General features: G+C 45.4%; 19 protein-coding genes. 11 read left to right on the plus strand and 8 right to left on the minus strand.

The window, feature by feature from the left end; genetic code table 11:
• The first annotated feature begins 68 nt into the window (after window positions 1–68).
• The 6 genes from tkt (at window position 69) to nhaD (ending at window position 8,473) form a co-directional block, all read left to right on the plus strand.
• Window positions 69–2,063, plus strand: coding sequence for a transketolase (tkt, locus tag L5M37_RS10065; RefSeq protein WP_263200347.1), 1,995 nt, complete (start codon window positions 69–71; stop codon window positions 2,061–2,063).
• 116 nt (window positions 2,064–2,179) lie between these two features.
• Window positions 2,180–3,196 carry an erythrose-4-phosphate dehydrogenase gene (epd, locus tag L5M37_RS10070; protein ID WP_173497320.1) on the plus strand — a complete coding sequence of 339 codons (1,017 nt, stop codon included), beginning with the start codon at window positions 2,180–2,182 and terminating at the stop codon, window positions 3,194–3,196.
• 137 nt (window positions 3,197–3,333) lie between these two features.
• Window positions 3,334–4,509 (plus strand): phosphoglycerate kinase, encoded by a 1,176-nt coding sequence (locus L5M37_RS10075; RefSeq protein ID WP_006084021.1) that lies wholly within the window; start codon window positions 3,334–3,336, stop codon window positions 4,507–4,509.
• 252 nt (window positions 4,510–4,761) lie between these two features.
• A complete protein-coding gene (fba, locus tag L5M37_RS10080; protein WP_028761627.1) occupies window positions 4,762–5,829 on the plus strand; it encodes a class II fructose-bisphosphate aldolase in 1,068 nt (355 codons plus the stop codon).
• A 205-nt stretch (window positions 5,830–6,034) separates the two neighbouring features.
• A complete protein-coding gene (locus L5M37_RS10085) occupies window positions 6,035–6,772 on the plus strand; it encodes a YdiY family protein (protein WP_028761626.1) in 738 nt (245 codons plus the stop codon).
• A gap of 231 nt (window positions 6,773–7,003) precedes the next feature.
• On the plus strand, window positions 7,004–8,473 hold the full coding sequence (gene nhaD, locus L5M37_RS10090) for a sodium:proton antiporter NhaD (protein ID WP_028761625.1): 1,470 nt from the start codon (window positions 7,004–7,006) through the stop codon (window positions 8,471–8,473).
• A gap of 193 nt (window positions 8,474–8,666) precedes the next feature.
• Here the strand turns inward: nhaD and L5M37_RS10095 are convergent, their stop codons facing one another.
• Together L5M37_RS10095 and L5M37_RS10100 are read right to left on the minus strand one after the other, a co-directional pair.
• The gene (locus L5M37_RS10095; protein WP_105250094.1) at window positions 8,667–9,185 is read right to left on the minus strand and encodes a hypothetical protein; all 519 of its coding nucleotides are present in this window, start codon (window positions 9,183–9,185) and stop codon (window positions 8,667–8,669) included.
• A 10-nt stretch (window positions 9,186–9,195) separates the two neighbouring features.
• Complete coding sequence (locus tag L5M37_RS10100) at window positions 9,196–10,017, minus strand: cytochrome C (RefSeq protein WP_168824862.1); 822 nt, start codon at window positions 10,015–10,017, stop codon at window positions 9,196–9,198.
• A gap of 429 nt (window positions 10,018–10,446) precedes the next feature.
• On the opposite strand from L5M37_RS10100, the gene L5M37_RS10105 reads away from it, so the two are divergent.
• The 3 genes from L5M37_RS10105 to L5M37_RS10115 all read left to right on the plus strand — a co-directional run bounded on the left by L5M37_RS10105 (window position 10,447) and on the right by L5M37_RS10115 (window position 13,242).
• Window positions 10,447–11,196, plus strand: coding sequence for a transcriptional regulator (locus L5M37_RS10105; protein WP_263200350.1), 750 nt, complete (start codon window positions 10,447–10,449; stop codon window positions 11,194–11,196).
• Window positions 11,189–11,743 carry a hypothetical protein gene (locus L5M37_RS10110; RefSeq protein WP_113939813.1) on the plus strand — a complete coding sequence of 185 codons (555 nt, stop codon included), beginning with the start codon at window positions 11,189–11,191 and terminating at the stop codon, window positions 11,741–11,743. The genes L5M37_RS10105 and L5M37_RS10110 overlap by 8 nt, the downstream gene beginning before the upstream one ends.
• 95 nt (window positions 11,744–11,838) lie before the next feature.
• A complete protein-coding gene (locus L5M37_RS10115) occupies window positions 11,839–13,242 on the plus strand; it encodes a hypothetical protein (protein ID WP_028761621.1) in 1,404 nt (467 codons plus the stop codon).
• On the opposite strand, the gene L5M37_RS10120 is transcribed toward L5M37_RS10115, so the two are convergent.
• From L5M37_RS10120 to L5M37_RS10145, 6 genes are all read right to left on the minus strand, one after another.
• Window positions 13,223–15,460 carry a PAS domain-containing protein gene (locus tag L5M37_RS10120; RefSeq protein ID WP_263200351.1) on the minus strand — a complete coding sequence of 746 codons (2,238 nt, stop codon included), beginning with the start codon at window positions 15,458–15,460 and terminating at the stop codon, window positions 13,223–13,225. The two genes, L5M37_RS10115 and L5M37_RS10120, sit on opposite strands and share 20 nt — an antisense overlap.
• A gap of 190 nt (window positions 15,461–15,650) precedes the next feature.
• Window positions 15,651–16,358, minus strand: coding sequence for a TatD family nuclease-associated radical SAM protein (locus tag L5M37_RS10125; protein ID WP_105250090.1), 708 nt, complete (start codon window positions 16,356–16,358; stop codon window positions 15,651–15,653).
• 228 nt (window positions 16,359–16,586) lie between these two features.
• Window positions 16,587–19,778 carry an efflux RND transporter permease subunit gene (locus L5M37_RS10130; protein WP_263200353.1) on the minus strand — a complete coding sequence of 1,064 codons (3,192 nt, stop codon included), beginning with the start codon at window positions 19,776–19,778 and terminating at the stop codon, window positions 16,587–16,589.
• Window positions 19,778–20,989 (minus strand): efflux RND transporter periplasmic adaptor subunit, encoded by a 1,212-nt coding sequence (locus L5M37_RS10135; RefSeq protein ID WP_113939815.1) that lies wholly within the window; start codon window positions 20,987–20,989, stop codon window positions 19,778–19,780. Before L5M37_RS10135 ends, L5M37_RS10130 begins: the two co-directional genes overlap by 1 nt.
• Window positions 20,990–21,351: 362 nt before the next feature.
• On the minus strand, window positions 21,352–22,611 hold the full coding sequence (gene srmB / locus L5M37_RS10140; RefSeq protein WP_105250089.1) for an ATP-dependent RNA helicase SrmB: 1,260 nt from the start codon (window positions 22,609–22,611) through the stop codon (window positions 21,352–21,354).
• 236 nt (window positions 22,612–22,847) lie between these two features.
• Window positions 22,848–23,564 (minus strand): tRNA1(Val) (adenine(37)-N6)-methyltransferase, encoded by a 717-nt coding sequence (locus L5M37_RS10145; RefSeq protein ID WP_212599766.1) that lies wholly within the window; start codon window positions 23,562–23,564, stop codon window positions 22,848–22,850.
• A 528-nt stretch (window positions 23,565–24,092) separates the two neighbouring features.
• On the opposite strand from L5M37_RS10145, the gene brnQ reads away from it, so the two are divergent.
• A complete protein-coding gene (brnQ, locus tag L5M37_RS10150; protein WP_212599767.1) occupies window positions 24,093–25,505 on the plus strand; it encodes a branched-chain amino acid transport system II carrier protein in 1,413 nt (470 codons plus the stop codon).
• A 120-nt stretch (window positions 25,506–25,625) separates the two neighbouring features.
• Window positions 25,626–26,528 carry a site-specific tyrosine recombinase XerD gene (xerD, locus tag L5M37_RS10155; RefSeq protein WP_212599768.1) on the plus strand — a complete coding sequence of 301 codons (903 nt, stop codon included), beginning with the start codon at window positions 25,626–25,628 and terminating at the stop codon, window positions 26,526–26,528.
• Window positions 26,529–26,610 lie beyond the last annotated feature (82 nt).

The raw sequence follows: 26,610 nt of genomic DNA on the forward strand, positions 1-26,610 counted from the left end.
CACTGGCATGTAGGGGAAAATATGCATCCAAATTGCCCGCTAGACCCCACAAACAAGCAGGAGAGAGCATGTCTTCCCGTAAAGTACTCGCAAACGCAATCCGTGCGTTAAGTATGGATGCAGTTCAAAAAGCAAATTCAGGCCATCCCGGCGCCCCAATGGGTATGGCAGATATTGCTGAAGTGCTGTGGAATGATTTCCTTAAGCACAACCCGAACAATCCGAAATGGGTAGATAGAGATCGTTTTATCCTCTCCAACGGTCACGGTTCAATGCTGATTTACTCTTTACTTCACCTGACTGGTTATGAATTACCAATTGAAGAGCTAAAACAGTTCCGTCAATTGCATTCTAAAACACCGGGTCACCCAGAATACGGTTACACCCCAGGTGTTGAAACCACAACGGGTCCACTCGGTGCGGGCATCAGCAACGCTGTCGGTATGGCGATTGCTGAGAAAACCTTAGCGGCACAGTTTAACCGTGATGGTCACGATATCGTTGATCACTACACTTACTGCTTCCTCGGCGATGGCTGTTTGATGGAAGGTATTTCCCACGAAGCCTGTTCATTAGCCGGTACTTTAGGTTTAGGTAAACTAGTCGCATTTTGGGATGACAACGGTATTTCTATCGATGGCCATGTTGAAGGCTGGTTCACCGATGATACGCCAAAACGTTTTGAAGCTTACGGCTGGCATGTCATTGCGGGTGTTGACGGTCACGATAGCGCGGCAATCCGTGCTGCTATCGAAGCGGCTAAAGCCGTTACCGATAAACCAACAATGATTTGCTGCAAAACCATTATCGGTTTTGGTTCACCCAACAAATCTGGCAGCCACGATTGTCACGGCGCGCCACTAGGCGATGCAGAAATTGCAGCCGCCCGTGAATTCCTTGGCTGGCCACATGCACCATTTGAAATCCCAAGCGATGTTTATGCCGGTTGGGATGCCAAAGAAGCCGGTGCGGCCCGTGAAGCAGCGTGGAACGAGAAGTTTGCAGCATATCGCGCTGCTCACCCAGAACTGGCTGCTGAATATGAGCGTCGCGTTCTGAAAGGTGAATTACCGGCCGATTTCGAAGAAAAAGCGCAGGCATTCGTGCAAGCATCACAGGACAAAGCCGAAGGTATTGCGAGCCGTAAAGCCTCACAAAATGCTATCGGTGCATTTGGCGCTATGTTGCCTGAACTGTTAGGCGGCTCTGCTGATTTAGCGGGTTCTAACTTGACACTGTGGTCAGGTTCTAAAGGTATTCAAGACGATCCAGCTGGTAACTACATTTACTACGGCGTGCGTGAATTCGGCATGAGCGGCATTATGAACGGTGCTTCGCTGCATGGTGGTTTCATCAATTACGGCGCAACGTTCATGATGTTCATGGAATATGCTCGTAACGCAGTTCGTATGTCGGCGCTGATGGGCATTCAAAACATCTTCGTTTATACCCATGACTCTATCGGTCAAGGTGAAGATGGTCCAACACATCAGCCAGTTGAGCAACTAGCTAACCTGCGTATGACGCCAAATATGGCCGTATGGCGTCCATGTGATGCGGCAGAAACGGCAGTTTCTTGGAAAGCTGCGATTGAGCGCCGTAATGCACCTACGTCACTGATCTTCAGCCGTCAAAACCTGAAAGCTCAAGCGCGTACCGCTGAGCAATTAGCCAACGTGGCTAAAGGTGCTTATGTACTGCAAGACTGTGCGGGTACACCAGAACTGATCCTGATCGCAACTGGTAGCGAAGTACAATTGGCAATGGATGCAGCCGCTGCACTGACTGAGCAAGGTAAACAAGTTCGCGTGGTCTCTATGCCATCGACAACTGAGTTCGATAAGCAAGATGCCGCGTATAAAGAATCTGTATTACCACGTGCAGTGACTAAACGTGTGGCTATTGAAGCGGCGCATACCGATTTCTGGTACAAGTACGTCGGGTTTGAAGGCACAGTTGTGGGCATGACCACATTTGGTGAGTCTGCGCCGGGTAACGTGCTATTGAATCACTTCGGTTTCACCGTTGAAAATGTGCTGAATGCTGCAAAATCATTGGGCTAATCGCTCAAGGGATTAGATTCAATACAAAAGGTTAAACTTTTTAAGTGTTAATCTGTATAATGCGGCCTGCAATCGTTTGCAGGCCGTTTTTGTATTAAGAGGAAATTGAGACCTCAATGATCCGAGTCGCTATCAATGGTTATGGCCGTATCGGCCGCTCTATTCTCCGAGCTTTATATGAGTCTGGAAAACGGCAGCAAATGCAGATTGTCGCGATTAATGAATTAGCTAAACCTGAAGCCATTATTCATCTGACACAGTACGACACCACCCACGGTCGGTTTGCGCATAAAGTGAAGCTTGTTGATGATCATATGCTGATTGGCGACGATGCGATAAAAATCCTCCACGAGCCCGATCCGGCAAAACTCCCTTGGCACGAGATGGACATCGACATTGTCTATGAAGCCACAGGCGTATTAGTCGATCGTCAAAGCTGCGAAGCCCATATTCACGCCGGCGCTAAACAAGTGCTGATAAGTCATCCATCCTCAGCCGATGTCGATGGCACGATTGTCTATGGTGTAAACCACGATTTACTCCGCGCCGAACACACAGTCGTTTCCAACGCTTCTTGTACGACTAACTGTATCGTGCCTGTGATCGACGTGCTCGATCGCCATTTCGGCGTTAAAAGCGGTGCGATTACCACTATCCATTCGGCGATGAACGATCAGCAAGTGATTGATGCTTATCATGATGATTTGCGTCGTACCCGCGCCGCCGGCCAATCGATTATCCCTGTAGACACTAAGCTTGCCCGTGGTATTGAGCGGATTTTGCCGCACATGAAAGATAAGTTTGAAGCGATTTCGGTGCGCGTGCCCACCATCAACGTGACGGCGATCGATTTGTCTGTGACGCTTGAGAAAACCGTCGATATTGCCACTGTAAACCAGGTGCTGGAATCGGCCGCCAATGGGCGATTTAACGGTATTTTGGGTTATACTGATGAGCCCTTGGTTTCATGTGATTTCAACCATGATCCGCGCTCCAGTATTGTTGACGGTACCCAGACCCGTGTCAGCGCCGGTCAGCTGGTGAAGCTGTTGTTGTGGTGCGATAACGAGTGGGGTTTTGCCAATCGTATGTTAGATACGAGTTTGGCGATGATCGCAGCCAAGCGAGGCTGATAAAAAGTAGATTATTCACCGGTGGGTCACTCAGTTATATGCCAATTCGACGGGATGTCGAGCGCCTAGCGGCAGTAAACTGATACCGGCCATGTGTGAAACCAGTTTGTTTTTTGATTATAAAAGGAAGCGTTACTATGGCAATTATCAATATGTCAGATTTGGATCTACAAGGTAAGCGCGTGCTTATCCGTGAAGATCTCAATGTGCCTGTCAGCAACGGCGTCGTCACCAGTGATGCACGTCTGCGCGCCTCTCTACCAACTATCGAGTTGGCCCTTGCTAAAGGTGCCGCTGTGATGGTGATGTCGCACTTAGGTCGTCCGACCGAAGGTGAATACAATCCCGAATATTCTATGCAACCTGTGGTTGACTACTTGGCTAAAGCCTTGTCGTGTCCTGTGCGTTTAGCGACGGATTATTTAGACGGCGTCGACGTTGCCGTCGGTGAAGTGGTTGTGTTCGAAAACGTGCGTTTCAACGTAGGCGAAGGCAAGAACAACGAAGCCTTATCGAAAAAAATGGCCGCGCTGTGTGATGTCTATGTTATGGACGCTTTTGGTACTGCACACCGCGCCCAAGCATCGACCCACGGCGTTGGCATGTTTGCCCCCATCGCCTGTGCCGGTCCATTACTGGCGCAAGAATTAGATGCCTTAGGCAAGGCATTAGATAATCCAGCGCGTCCTATGGTGGCGATTGTCGGTGGCTCTAAAGTGTCAACTAAGCTGACTGTGCTAGAAAGCCTTTCAGGTATCGTTGATCAGCTAGTGGTTGGCGGCGGTATTGCCAATACTTTCATCGCGGCGGCGGGTTACAATGTCGGTAAATCACTGTATGAAGCGGATTTGATCGACGAAGCTAAGCGTTTAGTGGCCAATGCTAAGAGCCGTGGCGCCGATATTCCTGTGCCGACAGATGTAGTCGTGGCAGGCGAGTTTAGCCCAACGGCTGCGGCAACCTTAAAATCAGTTAGCGAAGTCGCTGATGGCGAAATGATTTTTGATATTGGTCCAGATAGCGCTGAAGCACTGGCTAAAATCATCGAATCTGCAGGCACTATCGTGTGGAACGGCCCTGTGGGCGTGTTCGAATTCGACCAATTTGGTGAAGGTACTAAACGTATCGCCCAAGCGATTGCCGATTCAAAAGCCTTCTCTATCGCAGGCGGTGGTGACACTTTGGCTGCGGTTGATAAGTACGGTATTGCCGATAAAGTGTCTTACATTTCGACTGGCGGCGGCGCTTTCCTCGAGTTCCTCGAAGGTAAAGAGTTACCGGCTGTGGCTATGTTAGAAAAGCGCGGCGCTTAATCATCAAGTTTTAAAATACGCGGCGCATAAGACGCCGCGATAAGCTCTGATAACATCAAAGCTTGATAATAAATAAAAGAATTATAAAAAAACCGCCCGTGTTTATTTTAGATATTTATTTCAGGTACTTATTTTAGGTGCTTGTTTAAGGTATCTAGCTGAATACGGGTATAAAAATCCATCCAAACGATAGTGACCTCGGTGACCAAGCGTTGCAGAATGTGACAGTCACCCTATTATTGGAGTTAAAAAATGGCGTTAATTTCCCTACGACAACTACTCGACCACGCGGCAGAACATGGATACGGTGTGCCTGCGTTCAACGTTAACAACTTAGAGCAGATGCGTGCCATCATGCAGGCCGCTGAAGCAACAGACAGCCCTGTGATAGTGCAAGCTTCTGCTGGCGCGCGTAAATACGCTCGCCCACAGTTCTTAAAATATTTGATGGCAGCGGCTCTTGAGCAGTACCCAGATATTCCAGTGTGTATTCACCAAGACCACGGTACCGATCCTGATATTTGTCAGCGTTCTATCCAATTAGGCATGTCATCAGTCATGATGGACGGCTCTTTGATGGCTGACGGCAAAACGCCTGCATCGTACGAGTACAACGTTGATGTTACCCGTCGTACAGTGGCATTTGCCCATGCGTGTGGTGTGTCAGTTGAAGGTGAAATCGGCTGTTTAGGCAGCTTAGAAACTGGCCAAGCTGGCGAAGAAGATGGTGTTGGTGCATCAGGTATTTTAAGTCACGATCAAATGCTGACTAGCCCTGAAGAAGCGGCGCGTTTCGTTGCCGATACCCATGTTGATGCACTCGCTATTGCTATCGGTACTAGCCATGGTGCATATAAGTTCAGTCGTAAACCGACAGGCGATGTACTGCGTATCGACCGCATCAAAGAAATTCATGCGCGTATTCCTAACACTCACTTAGTGATGCACGGGTCATCTTCTGTGCCACAAGAGTGGCTAAAGATCATCAACCAATATGGTGGTCAGATCCCAGAAACCTACGGTGTGCCATTAGAAGAAATTGTAGAAGGTATCAAACACGGTGTACGTAAAGTCAACATTGATACCGACTTACGTTTAGCATCAACGGGTGCCGTTCGTAAATTCTTAGCTGAACACCCAAGTGAATTTGATCCACGTAAATTCCTGAAAGCATCAATGGAAGCCATGGCCGATATCTGTACGGTTCGCTATGAAGCTTTCGGCTGTGCAGGTCAAGCATCTAAGATTAAGCCATTGTCTTTACAAGCAATGTATAAAGCGTATCAGTCTGGCGCGTTAGATCCTAAGATCAATATGTAAGCGTTATCGCTGAGATAAAAACCCGCTAAAGCGGGTTTTTTTATACTTAAAATAGCTGCAATTTTCATTTTTTAATCGTAAATGTTAATATCGCGCAGATTTTCAGGGGAAAATACTAACCCTTATTAATATGTGCTTATTCAGCATCGCTGGGACGAACAGATATTTATAGGGATTGGATTTAACGGAACAGGAACGGATAAACATGAAGAAAGTACTGACCGCAGCACTATTAATGACTGCACCTTTTATGGCGACAGCTGGGGCCGATTTTGTAAAAGGCGATGAGACATTCGCAGGTGAAGCTGAGCTTGGTGCAACCTTAACCACAGGTAACACTGAAACCTCATCATTCAAAGGACGTTTAAATCTTAAGCATGAGCTTGGCGATTGGGAGAATCAGTACTTACTCGAAGGTTTATATAAAGAGGATACAGGTTCTGTTACCGCGAAACGCTATTTAGCGGGCGCACAAGGTAACTACAAGATGACAGATCGTAGCTACTTGTTTGCTAATGGTAATTATGAAGTTGATCCGTTCACAGGTTATGATTACACGCTATCTGGCGCCGCGGGTTATGGTTATAGATTCTATGATACTAGTAAGACCTTTTTAGATGTCGAAGTCGGTCCAGGTTATATCTATCAGCGTCTTGATACAGAGCAAGCACTTATCGAAGGCCATGACACCAATGACAGCGTCGTTGCTCACGGTGTGATCAACTTTGAAACCGAAATCACTGACACCTCTAAATTCCAACAACGTTTCGTTGCCGATTACGGTGATAAGCTCGATGCCCGTTCTGAAACTTCGTTAACGGCGAATATTATCGGCGCATTAGCAATGAAGTTTGCCATTATTGTGCGTTACAACAGCGAGCCGTTGGATAATAAGAAAAGTACAGATACAGAAACCAATATGACCTTGTTATATTCCTTCTAATGCTGTGACGCTGATTAGAAACTAAAAAGCACCTTTGAGGTGCTTTTTTATTGGCTCTTTTTAGACTAAGTTAAATGTTTCTTTATTAGTTATCGCTGTAGTTATACAAAAATTAATGTTTTAAATGCCTTTGGTTATAGGGTAATGCATAGAAAGTTGCGTTTTATCAACATTTACTATGCCGAAGCTATGGTAATTTTCGACTAATTTCCTACGTAGAGATGAACTTTAATGAAATTACAGCGGTTGTTTAAAGGCAGTGGAATGGCGTTATGGAGTCTATTCTGCGTTGCAATATTGAGCGGATTCTCACCTGCAGCATGGGCTATGACAGAAGGGATAGAACGGCTTAATTTAACCGCCTCGAGTGTGGGTTATGTTGCCGTCTTTGTGTTTGTACTTGCATACATAATGGTGATGGCTGAGGAGTCGTTACATTTACGCAAGTCGAAACCTGTGCTGGTCGCGGCAGGGATTATCTGGGGCATGATAGGTTTTGTGTATGTACAAAATGGTATGTCTGAAGTGTCGGAAACTGCATTCAAACATAACTTGCTTGAATATGCTGAGCTTCTACTCTTCTTACTCGTGGCGATGACTTATATCAATGCTATGGAAGAGCGAAATTTGTTTGATGCCATTCGTGGTTGGCTTGTCGGCCGTGGGTTTAGTCTAAGAACCGTATTTTGGTTGACAGGGTTTATGGCGTTCTTTATCTCACCCGTGGCTGATAATTTAACGACTGCGCTATTGATGTGTGCCGTGGTGATGAAGGTGGGGGCAGGGCAACGCAAGTTTATCACCCTAGCCTGTATCAACATTGTTGTTGCGGCTAATGCGGGTGGCGCGTTTAGCCCGTTTGGTGATATCACGACCTTAATGGTGTGGCAAAAAGGATTAGTGCACTTTAGCGATTTCTTCCATCTGTTTATTCCTGCTTTAGTGAACTTTGCATTACCCGCTGCCATTATGAGTGTGTTTATCCCACATTTCGTGCCAGAGCCAGAAAAAGAGCATGTTTATACTAAGCCGGGTGCTAAGCGAATTGTTGCGTTGTTTTTACTCACAATCGCTACGGCAGTGTGTGCTCATTCCTTCTTAGGTATGCCGCCTGTATTGGGTATGATGACGGGATTAGGTTTCTTACAATTCTTTGGTTTTTATCTGCGTAAAACCTTCAATCGTTCCGTTGCCCGCGAACGTGCAAAGGCTGAATTGCGTCAGGACGAGCAGCGTCTTCAGCAGCTTGGTAGTGTGGTGCCCTTCGATGTGTTTAGCAGGATCTCCCGAGCTGAATGGGATACCCTGTTGTTCTTTTATGGTGTAGTGCTATGTGTGGGTGGCCTTGGCTTTATGGGGTACTTGAGCTTAGTATCTGAGGCTTTGTATTCCAATTGGGATACGACTTATGCCAACGTGGCTATCGGTCTGTTGTCTTCTGTTGTTGATAATATTCCGGTGATGTTTGCTGTGTTGACGATGAACCCTGAGATGGCCTTAGGCCAATGGTTACTGGTAACGTTAACCGCAGGAGTTGGGGGCAGTTTATTGTCAATTGGCAGTGCTGCAGGGGTTGCCTTGATGGGACAAGCTAGGGGGATTTACACCTTTGGTGCCCATTTGCGTTGGACACCTGTCATTGCGCTGGGTTATATCGCGAGCATTTTAGTACATATGTGGCTCAATGCTGCGATGTTCTAAATAAAAGTACTGCTCATTCACCTTTTGGGCTGTATTGGTGTTTGTGAGTCGTTTTGTAGCGGATAATATTGCGAATTATTTAGCGAACAACATCGATCTAACAAAATTCAATCGCATAACGTCTAGATATCAATGAATAAAATAGAGGCATCCGATGGATGCCTCTATTTGTTTGGATATGTCATTGGAAGGATTATTGCGGTAGCACTTGAATTAAATCCAGCTCGTTATTGGCTTTTGCGCCGTAGATCTGAATCGCGACTTTAATTTGTGCCACTGAACCACTTGGATCCTGCTGAGCCCAATCTAAGCCTGCTATCTCAAATTGATATTGACCGCTTGTGACTTCGGTTAATTTACCACTGCATTCCCCAAGACTTTGGCAACGATAATTTTGGGTAACATGCCAGTGTTTCCATGCCTTCGGATTCGAGGATTCCTTGGCTTTGTCGGGGAACCCAAAATAGTAAATATCATAGGTTTTTGCCGCAGTGATCGCTTCTTGTTGCGCATCCGTCAGTGAAAATTGAATTGTCCCTGTACTCGAGTCAAATTGCTCAAGCTTGAGATTTATTTGCGTTGCTTCATCAATGTTTACTGCATTTTCGACGGGAGGTGGCTGCGGCGTTTCAGGCTCAGTGTTATTGCTGTCACTGCCACATCCTACGAGCATTAATGTCGCGAGGGTCAATGTGAGTAATGGGTATTTCATCACAGTCTCCTTAATTGAAATGCCCTGTATGGCAAGTGGTGCATTCCATGTCTGTTTTTACACTTGCCGCTGAGCCTAGTGTGCTAGTGCTACCGTGACAAGTTTGGCAATCTTGTGCATCTGGTGTTGGTTTACTACCAACAAGGGCGCCGATATTCTCCCCTTGATAGGCACGATTTAATACATCGACTAAGTAATAAGCCATAGACGCGGATAAGCGGTAACAGCGTTCACCTTTTTTCGCGAATGGTAAGCCAGAAGCCTTTGACCAGTTACTGATAGATGAGTGGCATAACACGCTCTTAGCTTTTGATGAACTGCCCACAAGAGCCGTTTTTTCTGCTGTCGAGCCAATACCAGTAACAAATTCAGGTGAAGATAAAGGGAGCGTTGTATTTTCGTAGTAGCGGAAGGTATTGGCTATCACGGCGTTATTGTGACCATTAATGTCATCTAAAATATTCACTAACATGCCTATCGCATTAAGATTACCGCAGAGCGTGCCTTGACCCGTTACCCCTGCAAAACCATAGGCGGCTAATGCCGTTGGGATTGTTTTGAACTTGTCTGCATCGGCACTATTAGATTGGGCTAGCATAGTCACAACGGCATGAAAAACTTGGTGCATACAACCACCACCCGTTTCATAGGCCAGTTTTGCTGTTGCCATTGCATCAAGTGGAACGTATTTAAGTTTCTCACCAATCGCTAATTGATATTGACCATCGGCATTCGTTGCCGCGAGAACCGATGTTCCCATGAGTGTTGCACCTGCCGCAGCGGTGCTAATACCAATAATACGGGTTAATGCTTGACGTCTATTTATGCTCATTATGTATTTCCTCTATGTAGGATTACTTCTATTTATCAAATGCTAAAGATAAATTGATGACGTAAATTCTAAGCATGCTTGAGATAAATATTGTGATTTACGCCGGAGGATATTTGCCTTTTACATGAGCGGTAAATAGCGTTACTAAAATAGAATTAACCGACTTAAATTATGCATTTTAATTAACTAAATAGATTGCAAGGTGTTCATCGTCCCGATATTTATTATATTTATGTTAATTTATGCCGAATTTTCCATGTGCTAAATGGCATTTATTCCTGTGAGTTAACGCATGTTTTTGCCTAATAGCGCTGAACTTGGGGGTCGTCTCACGAAAATTAACTATTTGCTGACTTGGGTTAGCAAGATCACATTAATCATTAGTTAGTTTGCATAGACTTAACTTTGTGTTTTTATGGAGTTGAGTGGATGTTGATGCAATTGGGAGACTGCAGGTTTGATCGGGAACGAGGCATATTGATTGAGTTGTCTCGCGATGAATCTTGGCATCTTCCTCGAGCCGAGTTACAAGTGCTTAATTTGCTTGTTGAGCATCAAGGTAAGTTGGTTTCTAAGCATATGCTGAAGACGGGGGATGGAAGACATCCGCCGCTAACTGATACCTCTGTGGCCCGTGCTGTTTTTATGCTTCGCAGCTTTCTTGGACCTCAATATGAGGGCTTGATTGAAACCGTGAAAGGCCAAGGTTATTTACTCCAACCATCTAATGGGACTGAGTTTAGAGGTGTTAATTACCTCAGATTGCACACAGTGCCTTTGTGGAGTGCCTTAGTGTTATTCGGGTTTATGTTAGCGTTTTCGGTGTTTTATTTGAATCATACGGATCACAGCAAGCCAACCCAAGCACTTATGACCTCAATATTACCTTTGGCTTCAGGCCAGCAAGTACGATTACACTTATTTGCTGATTCCAATACTAATAACACCTTACTCTTCGAATTAGGTGAGCGCTTAAGTGCAGGATTAATCGCCTGCGGTCAAAGTGATTGGGCTGATGTTTATGCATCTTTGTCCCATGATAAACAAGTGCTTAATATTACTTTTCGAGGCGAAAAACTCGGTCAGTCAGTGATCCGTAATATTAAAATCAGTGATTTCACTCGACCGAAAACCTTTATCGATGCTGCTTGGCTGCAGGAGGTTAATATCTGTGGCTAAATGGCTAAAGTGGACGATTAATATTGTTATCTTGTCGGCATTGATTATGGCCTGCGGTGTTATATACAAACAGTCGGCTACCAATCAGACGATGATTTTAAATTGCAGCTCTGAATTATTCGACCGCCATTCTAGTGCCAATCCCAGCGGCAGCTCGAGTGTTAGCAGTGACGGTAAATTTTACCTACTCGTGGATGTTTTGATTGCCGCTGACAATACGCAGATCAATTATCGTTACTTTAATATTGACGGTACGAGTGCGGGCAATATTTTAATGCAAGGCAAAGTCGACAGTATTGAGGCCAATAGCATGACCTATAAAGTTACCGTTAAAACGAAAACGGAATCTGAAATTGAAAAGCAAAAAAATTGGCCAGAACATATGAAATATCTATCCTATATCAGCAGCTTACATTTTAATGACTCGGAAATGCACAATCTCAGTATCGAGGTGTTAGATATGGATGACACCAAAGATTATGCCGTGGTCCTTTTTCAGCCTAGCAATACCATTTGTGGATGCAGAATCGTAAATAGTCGAATTTAATCAGTGAATTTGAGTTTATTTCAGTTAAGATTAGTGCTCATTGATTTGTGATTACTGTGGTGAGTCTCCAGTGAGGGATTCATGAAAAGGGTGTTGTGTCTAAGATACGTGTAAAGCAAGAAGAATCCCTGTCGATTAAGTTCAGCCATCAGATGGAAAAGGGCGATAATCGTCAGCTTGATCTCTATTTCTTTTTACCTAAGGAAATGGGCATAGGCTCGCGCACGCTCAATGAAGAAGAGTACTACTACAGCTCAATAGTTGGACGTCGCTCATACTATTCAGAAGGCTTGCACTTACCTCTGGTGCAGGGGCGTTTTGCCAGTTTAAATCGCCGTACTGTTGAAGAATTCAGATTGTACCTAAATCTCTTCGCCTATCAGTTTGCGGTTGCGGTTGAAAACGATGTTAAAGAACTCAATCAAATCACAGATGTAACCCATTTTTATTTTGCCCTCGACGAATTACGCGAACAAATTGCCCAGTTGCTGAAAAAGTTTCGTCGTAACGAACCGGGTGATCCCAAATGGAAATCTTACTTTGAAAATGCTGATAACTACTTGTCTTGGTTTTGTGAGCAGCAGTTACTCAAAGTGCTCGCTTATGCCACTCGTACCAGTGATTTCAACGATATTTTAGAGCGGGTACTCACGCTCTGCCGTAATGAATGTGCCTATCGTGATGAGCATAAGTACAACTCAGCGCAAACTAAGCAAGATCCTAACCGTATCTCTAACAAGATGTTGTTGTTGCGCCGTTTAATCCAACAAGGTGTGGTACTCAAAGAAGAGTTAAAGCCTTTAGGGATTGGCCTTAAAAAGTTTACGACAGGACTGGCAACCGCGTTAGTGATGTTGGTGGTGTCTGCGTTGATAATTCAAGCGCAGGGCGCCTTTAGTGGTTTTACTATTGCGCTAGTGCTGACCTTAGCCGTGATCTACGGTTTCAGGGAAATCTTTAAGGACGATGTGCGCAATGCCATGTGGCGATTTATTCAGCGGGGTCGACCACGTTGGAGCCGCATTTTACGGGATACTACGAGTCAGGCGGTTATCGCTAAGCAGTTGGTATGGCTTGAGTTTATGCGTCAGCAAGATCTACCCGAAAAAGTCAGTGACATTCTAAAGCACAGACATAGCCAAAATAAGGTCGATGCGGAAATTCTGCACTATAAAATCGCCACTAAGGTGAATCAGAGTGAATTCCAAGCGGGATATTCGACTATTCAAGAGCAAGTGAGCTTTAGCTTAGTGCCTTTTGCCCGTTATTTAGAACGGGGTAAAGCGAAGATTTATAAGGAAGTTGAAGGCAAAATTAGTTATGAATCGGTTGAGCGGCGCTATCAAGTCAATCTGATTTTAGTGTTGCGTGATGGGCGCGAAGCCCCGCAGTATATCCGCTATAAAATCACCATGAACCGCTCGGCAATCATAGAAATTACCCAGAGTCAGTTGCCTGACTCAGTTAATGCACCCGAATCTACGATTGATGACGAGTAAAGGCTTGACCGATATTCTGATCGTTATTTTGCTTCGCCCGTTTTAGGGCGACTTCGGCATTATTCAAATATTGCTCTAATGTCTGGCCTTCTTGATAACCCGCAATACCAATACTAATACCTTCCCCTAAGCCATTACCATTGAGCTTTTCCATCATATTGAGGGCAAAGTTGTGCGCATGGGTGGCGTCTGTGTCAGGTAACATCACAATGAGCTTCCCTAGCTGCCAATGCAGAATTTGATAATTAGCTGGAATTTCAAGCAATAATTGCACTTCTATTTCTTGCTGACGATTTGCCAGTTGGTCGATATCACTCATGTGGCTTAGCATGCCCTCTGGATTGATATCCATTAACAGTAAGCTTGAGCTGAGACGGCTTGGTGGCGGCAGAGAGTTAAAGTAACGTTCTAAATCTGCCAAATTCAGCAGAATAGTACTGCGATGGGGCACAAGGTTACGCTTCTCTGTGCCTCGACCACGCTCGGCGGCTTGCTCTAAAGTGCAGACGATATAATCAATCTCACCATCGGCGGCCACATGGCCCTTCAAGGTGGCTTGCAAACAATTGGAATGCGCCTGTTTAGGTGAGCATAGAATTTGCCCTTGCCACTGACCTTGCATGGCAATTTGGGCGCTGATCCTCTGCCATTGATTGCCTAAATCATTCGCGAGTAATGACGCTAAATCTTGATTTAAATCGCCATTGAGTTGCATTAGCGCATCGAATACTGGATTGATTTTAATCAGTTTACCGTTAGCATCTGTGAGGGCTGTCGCGACTGTGTTATCGCATAAAAGCTCACTGAGAAAAGCATTTTGTTTGCTGCTGATTAACTCACTGATGTCCTCAAGGGTGATTAATAGATGTGGTGAGCCTCGGCTCGCCCTTGGTGCTTGGCGGATATGAACGCGTAAAGTAGGGCCATCGATACTCTCTAGACTGATTTCACCAGACCATTGACCGGTTTTATGTACCTGCTCCATTAACTCCGTGTAGGTTTTATCATCGAGGCATAAGGTACGCTGTAGGCTTCGGTCTGTCAGTTCATCTAATGGTACTAAGGTCGCTTGTGCCGCTTTAGTATTGGCACTGATGACTCTGGCATTTTCGTTTACCATCATAAAGCCGATGTCACTATTAAATAAGCCATTAGCAACATCAATACTGTATTGGCGTGAACGCTGTTGTAAGCGATACATGTGGCTGAGTAGTACAACCCAAGCGGCTAAAACCGTTAATATTAACGATGCCACAATGACAATGTTTTGCCATTGTGAGAAACGAGCAGCTATGTCTGAGTTGCGCACATAGGAGAGTAAAAAATATTCTCTGTGAGTCTCAGGTTGGGCAGTGAGTTCGATTTTAAGGTAAACATAAGTGGCTTCTTCACCGTGGAATTGTCCAAAGTTGCTCATGGACATATCGCGCCACAGGGCCGGATAGCTCTGTCTTAAACTTGCTCCTAAGGTTTCTGGCATATTGCTTAGAGGGGCGAGATCGCTCGCGCCAGCATAGAGTAATCCTTGAGTATCAAGCACTAACATAGGGGATTTATTGCTCGAAAAGGCTGGTTTTATGGCCTCCAGCATTTTTACCATGGAGTTGTATGTCACCAGATAACCGATAGAACTCTGATCGGGCTTCTCGAGCCACGCCATTTGATACATATAAGGTTCAAGCATGCCGTCTATCGGAACAAATTCCAGCGGTGAGGTATAGACCTCCTTGCCGCCCATGCTCCGACTCGCTCCAAGTAAGGTCGGTGGTAAGGCATCTTTATTGAAATTAGGGGGAGTTGAGAATTTATAGTTACCTTGGGGATCGTACAGTGCAATGCCGAGTAACTCAGGAATATGTTTTACTAGATCTTGCCAGTTTTCCTGCAATTTAAGTTGTTGCTTGGCGGTAGGATTGCTTAAGTATTGTTTTAGCAGTTCCCCATTGGCGAAAATTTGGGTTCGAAATTGCTGAAAAGACACTTTATCTGCGATCAATGAGCCTATGGTTTGCAGTTCACTGTATCTTTGCGTTGCCCACTCTTCTTGCAGGCGTCTTTCACCTAAAGTAATGATTAAGTGAGTTAAAATAATCATGCCAATCACCAGCATAGAAAGCTGGCTTGCAATAGCGAGTAAGCGTTGATGCGACCAATAGATCCCTTGAGTTAAAGAGAGCAGTGGCGCAAGGGGATACGTGCTTGGGTTATTCTTCAGCATGAACCGATTATGAGTGGGTGAACTGTTAATTTCGCTATGTTAACACGAAAGAATTGTTACGACAGTGCCAAGTTACTCAGCAAGATTTCTTGAGTAAAAGTTAAGACGATTCACACATGTACCACTCACGTAATCGACAGTGTTATCTGCTTGGGTATTTCAGTCGATTTTGGCTGTATTAGAATGCCGTTTAGCCTAAGGCGCCTAATATGCGATGCTTGAATTCGCAGCCGTAGGACTCAACTTGTTCACGACAGATGTCGATATCAACACCCGCTAATCCTTCGATGGCTGAAACTTGTACCGTTTCAATATAGTGTGGCGCTAATGCGATGAAAGCATGTACGGCGGCATAAGAACCGGCGAGTTTGGGGCGGCAATGTTCCATATAGGCGGCTTCATTATCCGCATTGAGGGAAATGGATAAACTATCAACGCAGTTGGCCAGTTCTGGCAAAATATTGCGCCTATGGACTAAATTACCTAAACCATCGGTATTAATACGTACTCGTCCGCCTCTTTGTTTAATTTCTTTCGCCACCGCCAGCAAGGTTGGAAGATTTAAGGTCGGTTCACCATAGCCACAAAACACATATTCTTCGAAGTCTTTAACATCGCCAAGCAGTGGAATAATTTCTTCGGGCTTAGGTTGGTGACACAGTGCCAGTTGATATTCGTGGATCTGTTTACTGCCATTATGTTTTGGACAAAACGCGCAGCGCAGGGTGCAGCGACCCGTAATATTAAGGTAGCGACTGCGACGAATATCATAGACAAGCGTTTCAGTCGCACAGGTTTCATTCGTGCAAACTTCATCTGTTATGTGACCGTTCGCTAGGGTTTCTGTGGTGACAACTTGTGGTTTATCAATATTTTGCTTGTGCAGATGCTCAGACATAATGATGGGTTTCATTCTAACGATAGCTGACGACTTAGACACAGTGTAGCGAAAGCCTGATGCGATAACTGTCAACTAGATCGCAACTTGAAAGCTCAAGCCACTCGCGGCAGACTCAAAATGACATAGATGATTGAGAGGTTATTGACTCGCACTGAGGATTAAAAAGAGAGCCTAAGCTCTCTTTTTAAGGTCCAAGATATTGATTAACTGCTTCTAGTTAACTTCCTATAGATAGTCTTTTTTATAGTCAGTGGGGACTGGCGGCTCTAAATGCTCAGGTGTAAAGTCCACTTCATGGTCTTTTTTAGGCTGCCACCACCAATGGAAGAAGCGGCTGCTAGTGCGCTTAATGTCGTCGAGTATGATGTACAGCAAGGGCACTAAAATTAGCGTCACAAGGGTCGAGAACAGGATACCGAAGGCGAGGGATGTCGCCATAGGGATCACTATTTGCGCCTGCAAACTACGCTCGAGAATAATAGGCACTAAGCCGACGAAGGTGGTGAGTGACGTCAGGATGATCGCCCTAAAACGATAACAGCCTGAATCGACCGCCGCCTGCCTGACCGATTGCCCTTGCTCCCGCGCACGGTTCACAAAGTCCACCAAAATCAAGGAGTCGTTCACTACCACTCCCGCTAATGCCACTATGCCGCAGAGACTTAACACGCTCATCGCGAGTCCCTGAATCAAGTGACCAAACAGGGCGCCGATAATCCCGAAGGGGATCACAGACATGATGATTAACGGCTGACTGTAGGATTTAAGTGGAACTGCCATTAGGGCATAAATGGTGAACAGTGCAAAGAAGAAGCCTTGCATTAAACCGACCATGGCATTCTGTTCATCCAAACTGCCACCGTCCAGCGCAGTTTGGATTTTAGGATACTTAGCCTGCAATTGTGGCAGGTAATCTTTTTGGATTTCTTGCACTACTTTTGAAGGTTCAACGATGTTTTTGTTGGCATTTGCCGTGATGGTAATCGCTCGCTTGCCGTCAACACGGGTAATTGAGGCGTAGGAATCACCTTTTTCAATTTGTGCCACAGTCGAGAAGGGAACCGAAGTGCCCGTTGGCGTGCGGATCAGCATATTTTCAAGATAACCCACAGTACGACGTTGCTCTAATGGGTAGCGCACCATCACCTTGATTTCTTCTTTATTACGTAAAATACGTTGGGCTTCATAACCATAGAAACCGTAACGCACTTGGCGAGCTAAATCGGAAAGCGTCAGGCCAAGGGCTTCTGCCTCTGGACGTATCTTCAGGCGAATTTCATGGCTGCCCGAGGAGAAGTTGTCGGCAATATCGTACACACCTTCATAGCTGGCGAGTTTTTGCTTCAACTCTTTAGAGGCTGCGGACAGCTCATCGAGGTCACTCGAGGTCAATCTGAAGGAAATATCGCCGCCGGCATCGTTGGTGCTCGCGTTAAAGCTGAGTTTTTTAACCGACAAAAGCTCGGGCAATTGTTCACGCCACGCGGCAGCAATCGTCACTCCATCGACTTCACGGTCTTCACCTTTCGTCAGTTCGGCAAAAATAAAGGCCGAGGTACGGGAGCTCATATTGATAAAGCTATGCTTCACCACTTGATAGCCGTTATCTTTCTCCATTTTTTCGTTCATCTTGTACAGGGCTTCTTCTATGCTCTGTACCACTTTTAAGGTGTTACCTTCGGAGCTGCCTTCATCCATTTCAAGCTCAACTTGAATAAAGTCTGAGGGAATGTCTGGGAAAAATACCCAGCGCACTTTGCCACTGGCGACTAAGGCAATCGACAGAATCAATACACCGATAAAGGCCGCGACCACGTTGTATCTGTGTTTGATACAGCGCTCGAGGAAGTTGCGATAACTGTGGTGAATAAAGTATTGCACTCTGTCGTTAAAATTGGCTTTTAGGTGGCCAAAGAATCCCTTTGGTGCGCCAGGTTTTTTAAACTTCATGTGCGCTAAATGCGCTGGCAGAATGAATTTAGACTCTACCAGTGAGAAGGCTAAACAGAGGATGACCACCATACCGATGGATTTCCAGATAATCCCCATAGGGCCAGAAACCATTAACATGGGAATAAAGGCCGCAATTGTGGTTAAGACCCCGAAGGTCGCGGGCATCGCTACTTTTTGCGCGCCGCGGATCACGTTCTCAACCGAGTGACCGTGGCGTTCGACCTCTGTGTAGGCACTCTCGCCGATGACAATGGCATCATCCACCACTATTCCGAGCACCAAGATAAAAGCGAATAGGGTCAACATGTTGATCGTCATGGAGAAAGGTTCGAGCGGCATGACCAACATAGTGCCGAGGAAACACACGGGTATCCCCATCATGACCCAAAATGCTAACTTCAGATCGAGGAACATGGCTAAGATGATAAACACCAACAAGGCACCGTAAAACATGTTCGACATCATCATGTCTAAGCGGCCCTGGAGATAGTGGGTCATATCACCCCAAGTATCGAGTTGAGCGTTAGCTGGCAGTGTGGCGCGGCGCTGTTCTACGTACTGTTTAACTTGGTCTGCAATGTCTAAGGCGTTTTGATCATCAATGCTGGTAACTTCAATAATCGCAGCGGGTTTGCCGTTAAAGCGGGTATATTCCAAACGTTCTTCAAAATCATCTTTGATGGTCGCCACTTGTGGCAGCATCACACGGCTACCGTCTGCGCGAGTTGTGACGACTATATTGGCAAAGTCATCGCCCGTGTAGGCTTGGCCTTTGGTGCGCAATAGAATATCGCCATCTTGAGCACGAATAGAGCCACCTGGTAAGTCTAAGGAGGAGTTTTGCACTGCTAATGCGACTTGTGAGAAGGTCAAGCCGTACTCTCGTAACTTATTCTCAGAAACTTCAATACCGATTTCATAATCGCGCACCCCTGTGACTTTCGCACGGGTTACAGCGGGGAGTTGGGTTAAATCGTCACGAACCGATTTAGCCAATTCTTTCATATCGTGGAGTGTCATATCGCCATAAACAGAAACCCAAATGACGTTATTCTCAGGTTTGATTTGAGAGATATTCGGTTTTTCGATGTTCACTGGGAAGGTTGAAATTGCATCTAACCGCAGTTTGGCTTCATCGAGAATGGTCTGCACTTCGTAACCGTCTTCAACTTCAACGGTAATCGAGCCAACGCCTTCGCTAGCCACAGAAGTCACTTTCTTGATGCCGTTGATATCTTGGATGGCTTCTTCAATCTTGATGTTGATGCCTTCTTCGATTTCCTGTGGCGCCGCACCTGGATAGGCGACGGAAATATTTAATAAATTGAGTTCGAAAGAAGGAAAAACCTCTTTATTAATCAAAATACTGCTGAACAGGCCGCCGATGAGTAGAACACACATTAATAAGTTCGCGGCCACACTGTTGCGGGCGAACCAAGCTAAGATCCCTTTTTGAGTGTCCATTATTTGACTCCAGCAGCCGCAAGACTCGATTCAGGAGTATTTTCTTTTGGTGTCTCAGTAGGCAATGCTGCTTCTCCTAAGATTTTGACCATTTGCCCATTTGCCATACTGTTGAAGTGGGTCGTAGCGACGCGTTCGCCCGTTTTTAGACTGTCTTTGATGAATACATTTTCTAAATCACTACGAACTACATTTACTTGGCGCATTTCAATGATATTTTTGTCGTTGACTAGGGCGACTTGGTCGTTACGAACCACATGGCGGGGCAATTTGACTATGCCATCGACAGTGCGGCCCTTGATGACTGCATTGACGAAGCTGCCGTATTTAAGTGGTAAGCTACCCGGCACTTTATTCGCGCGCAGATAGGGATCTTTGATTTCTGCGACTAAATACACCATGCGATTTTCGGCATCGATAACACCTTCACTGCGGATAATATTGCCTTCCCAAGTATTTTCTTTGCCCGCCAAAGAGGCGCTAAGCGTGACTTGGGTATCGGGATTATCGACAGACTCTAAATAGGCTAAATCATCATTAGAAATGGGTAAGCGGATTTCGGCAACGCGAGTATCGTAGAGCTCACCTAGATTAGTGCCTAAGCTAACGTATTGACCTAAATCGACATTTCTAACTTTGATTATGCCATCAAAGGGCGCGCGAATAACCGTGCGCTCAAGGTTACGTTGGGCGCGCGCCAGTGCTGCTTGTGCATATTTTACGTTAGCTTGTTCTTTTTTGAGTTGCGGGATACGTAGACCTAACTCAGGGGGCAAGCCCTTGTCGTAGCCTTTGAATTCGATTTTAGCGACTTCACCACGGGCTATTTCTTCGTTCAGTGCGGCGGTGGCTTGGGCCAGCGTCGCTTCGGCTTGCATTAAGTCAGCCTCGTAATCTGAGGGCTCGATTTGTGCTAATTGGTCGCCTTTCTTGACTATGCCACCTGCAACAAAATGAGGGGAGATAGTGAGCATTCTGCCTTGAACTTCGGTCACGAGTTGGGTTTTATACTTTGGGGTAACCACGCCGTAGGAAGGTAAGTTTAGCGATACTGTTTGCTGAGTCACTTGCGTGACATCAACGATAGGAATGGGCATCTCTTCAGGTTTTTGTTCTGGCGCCTCCTTCGTTTGCATTAATAAGGCTGCGCCAAAGACAAACAGCAGCAGAATAAGAAAAGGAGACAGTCTCCTCAGTAGGGTCTTCATCATATAATGGTTAAATCCATGCTAATCGCGTAATGGGGTTAAAGTAGCAGAGTCGGCCACGCCAATAAATTTATTTTTGTAAATTAAATGTTTCTAAAAGTGATGCCGTGACAGATATGCGCATCGTGCATCGATATTTGGGCGAAAATTAGAGCAGAAAGGTGATGAAAGGTTCAGTTAGGTGATTGGAATATATTGAAATAAGAATGAATACGCATTGGGGTTAACCGCTCTAAATCCGCCGCATTTCATTCTATATAATTAAGCGTAACATGATATTTTTAGTAAAATCACCCACGTAAGTTATATTTTGGTAATAAAAAAGCCGCATATAGCGGCTTTAGTTTGGTGAATTTAAGCGGGTGTTACTTTTTCTTACGGGCGATTTTACTCGCTTTCTTTGCCGCTTCTTTCTTGCTCGTTTTCTTCGCAGCTTCTTTCGCTTTCACTTTGGCTTTTTTCTTACCCGGTGTGCGCGCTTCTTTATTCTTTGGACGCAGCTCTTCGATCACGCGGCGTTTCAACGGTTGCTCGATATAACGCTCGATTTTACCGACGATACGCATGTCGTGGGCTTCGGCAAGCGAAATCGCGGTACCTTTTGCGCCAGCGCGGCCAGTACGGCCAATGCGGTGGATATAAGTGTCAGCAGAACGTGGCATATCGAAGTTGATCACATGAGTGATATCGTCGATATCGATACCGCGTGCAGCCACATCGGTCGCTAACAAGACATTGACTTCACCTTTAGTAAAGCGACTCAAGGCTTGGAAGCGTTTCTTCTGTTCCATATCACCACGCATAAAGGCGCAGGGAATACCGACTTTAAGTAACTGGCCTTCTAGGCTAGAAACGATGTCGCGGGTTTTCACAAATACGATAGTCCGTTTGACATCTTCTTGGCGTAGCAAATGGCACAACAGCGCAAATTTATGCTCTTTATCATCGGCTAAGTGAATCCATTGGTGGATCTTGGCTTTTTCACTGCGAGGGGCTTCAACATCGATTTCAATCGGGTCGTTTAACACTTCACGGGCAAAACGTTGTACACCGCCGCCTTCTAAGGTGGCAGAGAACAGCATGTTCTGTTTGCGGCCTTGGGCCTCAATAGCAATGGCTTGCACCACAGAAGAGAAGCCCATGTCTAACATGCGATCGGCTTCGTCGATAATTAAGATATCGACTTCTTGGGCGTTGAAATTGCCTTTGTCTAAATATTCCATTAGGCGGCCTGGGGTCGCGACCAGAATATCGACGTTGCCTGCTAAGGCCTCTTCCTGTGGTCCATAAGGAACACCACCAGTAACGATAGCAATATCTAAACCTTGGCCCGTGGCTAGGTGACTCGCATAACGGTGGATTTGGCTGGCTAACTCACGGGTTGGCGTGAGGATTAGCACCCTTGCTTGACCAGCAAAACGACGGGGAAAGTCGATCAAATGCTGTAGCGATGGCAGTAAAAAGCTTGCTGTTTTACCTGTTCCTGTCGGGGCGCGCGCAAGAATATCTCTTTGCTCTAGGGCGTAAGGAATCGTTTCTTGCTGAATCGTAGTGGGTGAATGATGCCCCATGGCATTAAGCGACTCTAATAAGCTAGGGTCAAGCTGGAAATCTTCAAATTGCATGCGCAGCGTCTCGACGGATAATAGCGAAGCATTATAAAGGTTATGGCGGTTAACTTAAATAACTTATCTAGATCTCCTGTGTTTATCTTCTGTGTCAGTAAAGTTTTATGGTAATCGACATAAGTTAATTACTTTTAGGTCAATGTATTAGCATTTAATTTGTGGGAAATTGGACCTTTCGTTAAATTTGCCAAACTTAGCTAGCTTTACTTAAGGTGTCAGGATTGGACTCAATATCAGTATTTAAGGTAAAAATCTCGGATCAATTGCACCATGGTTTGTGTGTATTGGCCTGAACTTTCACGAATAGCGATATCACTGAGCTTTGGAGCCATTTGTGGATGAGTCTTGTGGGCGAGCACGCAGAGTACTCGATTAGCGCTTTTCCCTACAATGCTGATAAGGTTGGTTATTTCAATCAAATTGAGCTGAGAGTGCGTTAGTATTTCGTCGAAACGCGCCATACTCTGCATTGGTAATATGAGGCTTGCTTTTCCTTGTGGTGCTAGGCACACATGAATGGCATCGAGTAGTGCGGTAAAGCTTAAGCTATCTGTGTGGCGGGCCATAGCGCGCTGGGATTGTATCGCTTGCGTGCCTTGCTCAAAATAGGGGGGATTACAAATTATGTGATCAAAATACTCTTGATACTCAGTTTGTTGGCAAAAGTCTTGGATGCTGCAATTAACTAAGGTCAGTCGATTAGCCCAAGGACTATTGTGGAAGTTATGTTGGCAAGCATGGGCGGCATTGGTGTCTAATTCGACACTGGTGATATGTGCTTGACTGCGCTGAGCTGCCATTAAACTGAGTAAGCCGCTGCCTGCGCCTATATCTAAGATTGATTTCGCGGTGGTCAGTTGTGCCCATGCCCCAAGGACGACGCTGTCTGTGCCTACGGCCATGCCGCAATTCATGTCATCGATATGAAATTGTTTAAAAGTGAATGCCATGGGGAGTTAATTTTGCCGTTCTAAAGTGATTTAGGCCCAATATTGGGCGCGCAATATTCTAATTCTAGCCCTCGTTTTTAGCTAATGTTTTTAAACAGTCGCATCTGTCCTAGCTGTATGAATTTGTGTCGCCAAATCATTTACTATTTTACGTGGTAATACTAATTTCACTTAATTAACGCTTTAATTTATTGCCTTAGAAACCTTTTATTAGCAGTTAATTAGCATTATTTAGCTTTTTTTGCCTGAACGGACTTGTTGTCTTGTATTGATGCTTTAAGTCTGGTATTAGTTTCGCCCCCATTTTTAATCACTTTTAAGATTAACGGATAGGTAAACGAGTTTGTTGGTGAATTAGTCGTCAGTTAGGCTACATAAACGTTCGCCATCGTTTATAAACTCGGCAGATATCGAACATATTTACCACGGAATTGTGTAAACATAGATTTGCACTCCGGATGGGCTTTGTTTTAGCTATGGCTAATCGACACATAATCACTTAAGTTTGTAAAAAAACAATAAGACAAGATGGGGCTTCCAGTGCAAGACAATCAGATGAGTATCGGAGATACATTAGGCTTAGGTTTTATGACCTTTGCGTTCTTTTTAGGTGCGGGAAACCTAATTTTTCCACCATTCGCGGGTATGTTAGCGGGCGAAAATATGCCCCTCGCCATGTTGGGTTTTTTGATTACCGCCGTAGGTTTACCTTTAGTTGGACTGATTGCTGTCGCTAAGGCTCAAGGTAAGGTTATGGCTATGCTGCCAGTATTTGCAGCAACGACATTGGCCGTCGCGATTTACATTATTATCGGCCCTGCTTTTGCTGCGCCGCGTACGGGATTAGTGGCTTACGAGATTGGCGCTAAGCCATTTATCGATGACACTACGGCAACGTTTTTGCTGGGCAGTTTGGAATTAAACCTGACGCAACTGCTATACACATTAGGTTTCTTCGCTGTCACTATGTTGCTGGCGCTTTTCCCTGGTAAGTTGCTCGATAGCGTAGGTAAAGTATTAACGCCTATTTTATTGATTTTGTTGGTCGGATTAGCCGTTTCAGTGCTGTTTTTACCTGCATCCGAAGTGGGCCAAGCAGTGGGGGATTACCAACAGCATCCGCTGACCAAAGGTATTTTGGAAGGCTATAACACTATGGATACGTTAGCATCCTTGATGTTTGGTATGTTGATTATTGATATCCTGCGTAAAAAGGGCATTGACCAACCCAGTGATCAAACTAAGTATCTAATCCGTGCAGCCTTTATTGCCGCCGCTGGTTTAACTTTTGTGTATGTGTCCTTGTTCTTTTTAGGTGCAACCGCTGGCGATATCGCTATCGGCACTAAAAATGGTGGCGAAATATTAACAAATTACGTGACCCGCGAGTTTGGTGAACTAGGCTCAGTCTTGTTGTCATCAGTCGTGACTTTAGCTTGTTTGACCACTGCGGTTGGGCTAGTGAGTGCGTGTTCTGAGTTCTTTAATGAGCTGATGCCTAAACTGTCTTACCGTTTCCTCGTGGTCTTTTTAAGCTTGATATGCGCTGTGATTGCGAACGTGGGCCTAAGTCAGTTGATTGCTATTAGTATTCCCGTATTAATGACGATTTATCCTGTGGCTATTGCTCTTGTGGTTGTGACTTTCCTGACCGCTTATTTTGCGAATCCACAGTTTGCACATCGTGCAGTACTGAGCGTGGCACTGTTTTTCGGCATCTTCGATGGTCTTAAAGTGGCAGCGAAAAGTTTGACTGACGCTGATGGTCAAGCCATTAATGGCTTAGCACAGGTTTTTATCCATATAGTGAATGTTATGTCTCCAGTGTTATCTAAGCTGCCACTCTATGAAGAAGGTATGGCTTGGTTATTGCCGACCATTGCGACGATTGCACTGTGTTTAGTATTCGGTCGTGGCCGTGGTCAAACGGCTGCAGCCTAGGCTTTGCATTCGAGTTCTCGTCTTTATGCTTAACTCAGTTAAGCTTATGCAGGCTTAGACATATTTAAATTAATATCAACGGCGTATCATTTGATTACGCCGTTTTTTTATGGAGTATTTGTGCCTAAAACCTATATGCCAGATCCACTTATCGATGCTTTTCTTGATGATCTTTGGTCAAGCAAGGGACTGAGTGATAACACGCTATCGGCCTATCGTACCGATCTACGCCATTTTGATCGTTATCAAGGTCAGCAAGGAGTGACGTTACTTGCGGTTTCTCAGGCCGATGTTAGGGCATATCTGGCCTTTAGAGTTGAGCAGAATTTTGCGCGTACCAGTAGCGCTCGACTGCTCAGCAGTTTACGGCGTTTTTATACTTATTTGGTGCAGATCAAGCAGATTTCAGCCGATCCTATGGCCTTAGTCGAGTCGCCTAAGTTAACGCGTCATTTGCCGGATTCTCTGAGTGAGTCGCAGGTTGACCGTTTACTGTCTGAGCCCAATGTGGATGATGCCGTCGAATGCCGTGACAAGGCAATGCTAGAGCTTTTGTATGCAACTGGCCTCAGGGTGAGTGAACTTGTCGGCTTGACCATGGAGCAAATGAGTTTGCGCCAAGGCTTAGTACGTATTGTGGGCAAGGGTGGCAAAGAGCGTCTTGTGCCGCTGGGGGAATTGGCTATTACCGAAGTGGAGGGCTACATGAAATTTGCTCGCCAAGAGTTGCTCGGTAATAAACAATCCGATGTGGTATTTCCGTCGAAACGCGGGCAGATGATGACGCGGCAAACTTTTTGGCATCGGATTAAACTTTATGCTCTGCGTGCGGGGATTGAAACTGCATTATCACCGCACACTTTACGCCATGCTTTTGCCACTCATTTGCTCAATCACGGTGCCGATCTGCGGGTTGTCCAACTGTTATTAGGTCACAGCGACTTATCGACGACACAGATTTATACCCATGTAGCACGGGCAAGATTGCAGGAATTGCATCAACAGCATCATCCTAGAGGCTAAAAAAGGATTTAGTTACAGCATAAATTTGCTTTCCGCGCGGCTTGTCTGTAACTTTTTGCCCCTATACAGGGTCTATTGAATA

Source organism: Shewanella sp. SM69, assembly GCF_025653985.1.
Classification (GTDB): Bacteria; Pseudomonadota; Gammaproteobacteria; order Enterobacterales; family Shewanellaceae; genus Shewanella; species Shewanella oncorhynchi.

Coding starts and splice junctions, on each gene's coding strand:
- tkt (WP_263200347.1), top strand. CDS start 69: ATGTCTTCCCGTAAAGTACTCGCAAACGCAATCCGTGCGTTAAGTATG.
- epd (WP_173497320.1), top strand. CDS start 2,180: ATGATCCGAGTCGCTATCAATGGTTATGGCCGTATCGGCCGCTCTATT.
- L5M37_RS10075 (WP_006084021.1), top strand. CDS start 3,334: ATGGCAATTATCAATATGTCAGATTTGGATCTACAAGGTAAGCGCGTG.
- fba (WP_028761627.1), top strand. CDS start 4,762: ATGGCGTTAATTTCCCTACGACAACTACTCGACCACGCGGCAGAACAT.
- L5M37_RS10085 (WP_028761626.1), top strand. CDS start 6,035: ATGAAGAAAGTACTGACCGCAGCACTATTAATGACTGCACCTTTTATG.
- nhaD (WP_028761625.1), top strand. CDS start 7,004: ATGAAATTACAGCGGTTGTTTAAAGGCAGTGGAATGGCGTTATGGAGT.
- L5M37_RS10095 (WP_105250094.1), bottom strand. CDS start 9,185: ATGAAATACCCATTACTCACATTGACCCTCGCGACATTAATGCTCGTA.
- L5M37_RS10100 (WP_168824862.1), bottom strand. CDS start 10,017: ATGAGCATAAATAGACGTCAAGCATTAACCCGTATTATTGGTATTAGC.
- L5M37_RS10105 (WP_263200350.1), top strand. CDS start 10,447: ATGTTGATGCAATTGGGAGACTGCAGGTTTGATCGGGAACGAGGCATA.
- L5M37_RS10120 (WP_263200351.1), bottom strand. CDS start 15,460: ATGCTGAAGAATAACCCAAGCACGTATCCCCTTGCGCCACTGCTCTCT.
- L5M37_RS10125 (WP_105250090.1), bottom strand. CDS start 16,358: ATGTCTGAGCATCTGCACAAGCAAAATATTGATAAACCACAAGTTGTC.
- L5M37_RS10130 (WP_263200353.1), bottom strand. CDS start 19,778: ATGGACACTCAAAAAGGGATCTTAGCTTGGTTCGCCCGCAACAGTGTG.
- L5M37_RS10135 (WP_113939815.1), bottom strand. CDS start 20,989: ATGATGAAGACCCTACTGAGGAGACTGTCTCCTTTTCTTATTCTGCTG.
- srmB (WP_105250089.1), bottom strand. CDS start 22,611: ATGCAATTTGAAGATTTCCAGCTTGACCCTAGCTTATTAGAGTCGCTT.
- L5M37_RS10145 (WP_212599766.1), bottom strand. CDS start 23,564: ATGGCATTCACTTTTAAACAATTTCATATCGATGACATGAATTGCGGC.
- brnQ (WP_212599767.1), top strand. CDS start 24,093: ATGGGGCTTCCAGTGCAAGACAATCAGATGAGTATCGGAGATACATTA.